Origin of the sequence: Agathobaculum sp. LCP25S3_E8, from assembly GCF_052117165.1 — a bacterium.
GTDB lineage: Bacteria > Bacillota > Clostridia > Oscillospirales > Butyricicoccaceae > Agathobaculum.
On record NZ_JBQKJR010000163.1, the window covers coordinates 1 to 753 of the forward strand.

Consider the following 753-nt stretch of genomic DNA (forward strand, 5'->3'; position numbering starts at 1 on the left):
ATTTCAGCACGTCTGCCTTGTATTCTGCACTGTATTTCTGTCCCATCTTCAACACCCTTTCTGTTCTTCATTATACCACCTTGGGTGTGCGGTTTTATTGTATCACTCCAGGCAGAGCAAGAAGCGGCGCTTACAGGACAGCGATATTCTTCCAAGGATGTTCTCGCCGCAATGAGGGACGCTATCAAGGAGGAATAGGGCGGTACCACGTAGAGTTTTGCCATCTGCTCGGCAGGATCTTGTGAGAATTGCTCAGTACATAGGGCGTGAACTATGCAATCCGGAGGCGGCAAAATACCAATGCATTGCTAAAAAAAAACAATAATCAAACTGGCAATAATAGAGGTGCATATCCAGGTCGTAACCCGTGTTGGTTTCAAAATGCTTGGACAGGCGGCCATTGAGCAGTGCAGTCGAAAGCAGCAGAGAAACCAGCGACGCAAATTCTTCTTCGATGCTGCCGATTTGGTTGTCCTTGATGTCGACCACGACCAGCTCATTCGTGTGATCCTTTAGGAAGCGCTCGGCATGGTCGCTGATGCAGCGATACGCGTCGACGCTCTTGACCAGAAATACAAAAAAGCAGAAGATTTCATCCTAATAAGTTTCTGTATATAAAAAATCCGGCCTTGAAAGGCCGGATTTCAGTCTGTCGAGAAACCCGGCCTATGCGTCAGGCATAAGCCGGGTTTCTGGCGTATAAAGGCCAAAAAAGTACAAACATGAATGGAGAAGACTTCTCCTTCCACAACC

At 47.4% G+C, this 753-nt stretch carries 2 protein-coding genes; one reads left to right on the forward strand and one right to left on the reverse strand.

The genetic code is table 11. The features are described from left to right. On the forward strand, positions 1-198 hold a 198-nt coding region (locus tag ACTQ34_RS18085; RefSeq protein WP_441364983.1), incomplete at its 5' end, for a hypothetical protein. A gap of 54 nt (positions 199-252) precedes the next feature. Here ACTQ34_RS18085 and ACTQ34_RS18090 read toward each other — a convergent pair. Next, the gene (locus ACTQ34_RS18090) at positions 253-489 is read right to left on the reverse strand and encodes a hypothetical protein (RefSeq protein ID WP_441364984.1); all 237 of its coding nucleotides are present in this window, start codon (positions 487-489) and stop codon (positions 253-255) included. Between the last annotated feature and the right edge of the window lie 264 nt (positions 490-753).